The sequence below is a fragment of the Cellulomonas rhizosphaerae genome, assembly GCF_003470205.1.
Taxonomy (GTDB): domain Bacteria; phylum Actinomycetota; class Actinomycetes; order Actinomycetales; family Cellulomonadaceae; genus Cellulomonas; species Cellulomonas rhizosphaerae.
Genome location: NZ_QWKP01000024.1, coordinates 1 through 2,390, shown reverse-complemented (window position 1 = coordinate 2,390; position 2,390 = coordinate 1). Strand labels below are relative to the sequence as shown.

At 72.6% G+C, this 2,390-nt stretch carries 3 protein-coding genes; 2 read left to right on the top strand and 1 reads right to left on the bottom strand.

Features of this window, described 5'->3' with window-relative positions:
* Window positions 1–173: 173 nt before the first annotated feature.
* Window positions 174–1,121, top strand: a complete 948-nt coding sequence (dapD, locus tag D1825_RS00290) for a 2,3,4,5-tetrahydropyridine-2,6-dicarboxylate N-succinyltransferase (protein ID WP_118765562.1) — start codon at window positions 174–176, stop codon at window positions 1,119–1,121.
* Window positions 1,122–1,123: 2 nt separating this feature from the next.
* Window positions 1,124–2,029, top strand: a complete 906-nt coding sequence (locus tag D1825_RS00285) for a hypothetical protein (RefSeq protein WP_118765561.1) — start codon at window positions 1,124–1,126, stop codon at window positions 2,027–2,029.
* Between the two features lie 74 nt (window positions 2,030–2,103).
* Here the strand turns inward: D1825_RS00285 and D1825_RS00280 are convergent.
* Window positions 2,104–2,390 (bottom strand): citrate/2-methylcitrate synthase (locus D1825_RS00280; protein WP_325051447.1); only part of this gene is annotated, 287 nt, incomplete at its 5' end.

The following is a 2,390-nucleotide window of genomic DNA, read 5'->3' as shown; positions in this document are numbered from 1 at the left end:
GGTGCGAGATCGACCCTCCCGGACGGTCGATCTCGCACCCGGGGGTCGTTCTCGGAGAATTCTCCGGGATCGACGCTGCATCGACGGCGGCCAGGCGGAACTGCCCGGTACCCGGGTGGGACGGGGCCGGACACGATCGTCCCGGAGCGGGGCTGTCGCCTAGGGTTGCGCCCATGACTTCACGTTCCGCCTGGGGGTTCGGCCTTTCCACGGTCACCCTCGACGGCGTCACCCTGGATACCTGGTACCCGGCCCCCGCACTCGGCACCCCGGACGACGACGCCGTCGCCCCCGCCGAGCTCGCGGCGGCCGAGCGGACCGACGAGGCTCGGGCCGTCCGCGTGGTCGTCGTCCGCACGGTCGTCGACCTCGACTCCGCTCCCGCCGACACCGCCGACGCCTACCTGCGACTGCACCTGCTCTCGCACCGCCTCGTCGCGCCGCACGGGCAGAACCTCGACGGCCTGTTCGCCGTGCTGCCCAACGTCGTGTGGACGGACCGCGGACCGTGCGCCGTCGAGGGCTTCGAGGCCACCCGGCTGCGCCTGCGCACCGCGACGGGCATCGCCCCGACCGTGCACGGGGTCGACAAGTTCCCGCGGATGGTCGACTACGTGCTGCCGACCGGCGTGCGGATCGCCGACGCCGACCGCGTCCGCCTGGGCGCGCACCTCGCGGCGGGCACGACCGTCATGCACGAGGGCTTCGTCAACTACAACGCCGGCACGCTCGGCACGTCGATGGTCGAGGGCCGGATCTCGGCCGGCGTGGTCGTCGGCGACGGCTCGGACATCGGCGGCGGCGCCTCGATCATGGGCACGCTGTCCGGGGGTGGACGCCTCGTCGTGTCCGTGGGCGCGCGCTCGCTGCTGGGCGCCAACGCCGGTCTCGGCATCCCGCTCGGCGACGACTGCGTGATCGAGGCGGGCCTGTACGTCACCGCCGGCACCAAGGTCACGCTGATCGGGTTCGGCGACGACGAGGGCCGCGTGGTCAAGGCCCGCGAGCTCGCCGGTGCCGACGGCGTGCTGTTCCGGCGCAACTCGCTCACGGGCGGGGTCGAGGCCGTGGCCCGCACGGGCGCCGGCGTCGAGCTCAACAGCGCCCTCCACGCGAACTGAGCGTGGCCCGACGCCCGAGGCGCCGGCGCAGGAGCGCTCTGCGCGCGTTCGTCGCCATCGCGATCGTCCTCGTGCTGCTGCTCGGCACCGTCGTCGGCGTCGTGGCGGTGCTCAACAGCCAGAGCCCGCCTCGCCCGACGACCGAGGTCTGCTTCGCGGGCGAGGGCGCCGAGCAGGTCGCGCTCTCGCCGACGCAGGCGAAGAACGCTGCGCTGATCAGCGCGGTCACGATCCGCCGCGGCCTGCCCGCTCGGGCCGCGACGATCGGGCTCGCGACCGCGATGCAGGAGTCACGGCTGGTCAACATCGACTACGGCGACCGAGACTCGATCGGCCTGTTCCAGCAGCGCCCCTCGCAGGGCTGGGGCACCGTCGAGCAGATCATGGACCCGGTGTACTCGACCGGGAAGTTCTTCGACCACCTCGTCAAGGTCGACGGCTACGAGGACCTGCCGATCACCGAGGCCGCCCAGGCCGTGCAGCGCTCGGGCTTCCCCGACGCGTACGCCCAGCACGAGCCGCGCGCCCGCGCGTTCGCGTCCGCGCTCACGGGCTACTCGGAGGCGTCGCTGCGCTGCGAGCTGCACGAGGCCGCGCCCGGCACGGGCGACCCGCAGGCGGTCGTCGCGCGCGTGAAGCGGGACTTCGGCAAGGTCCCGACCAAGGTTGCGACGCCCCAGGACGGGCCGACGACGGTGACCATCGACGCCTCCGCGCTGAGCGACGACGCCGACCGCATGGGCTGGGCCGTCGCGCAGTGGGCGGTCGCGACCGCGGCCGAGCTCGGCACCACCTCGGTCGAGGTCGCGGACCAGCGCTGGGACCGTGAGTCGACCGACTGGTCGGCGGGCACGACGACGCTACCGGCGGGCAGCGTCCGCCTCACCCTGGCCGCCGACGAGGACTGACACCAACCCGCCCGAGCATGCGTACAGGGCGGCAGCGAGGCTCTCGAGCCTCACCACCGCCCTGCTCCACGCGATCAGCGGGCGTCGATGCCCACGTAGTCGCGCTCGGTCGCTCCCGTGTAGATCTGCCGCGGGCGGCCGATCTTGGTCTGCGGGTCGAGCATCATCTCGCGCCACTGGGCGATCCAGCCGGGCATCCGGCCGAGCGCGAACAGCGGCGTGAACATCGACGGGTCGAAGCCCATGGCCTTGTAGATCAGCCCCGTGTAGAAGTCGACGTTCGGGTAGAGCTTGCGCGAGACGAAGTAGTCGTCGTTGAGCGCGATCTCCTCGAGGCCCATCGCGAGGTCGAGCAGCTCGT

Excerpts from the sequence above, each read along its gene's own strand:
- dapD (WP_118765562.1), top strand. The coding sequence starts at position 174 with ATGACTTCACGTTCCGCCTGGGGGTTCGGCCTTTCCACGGTCACCCTC.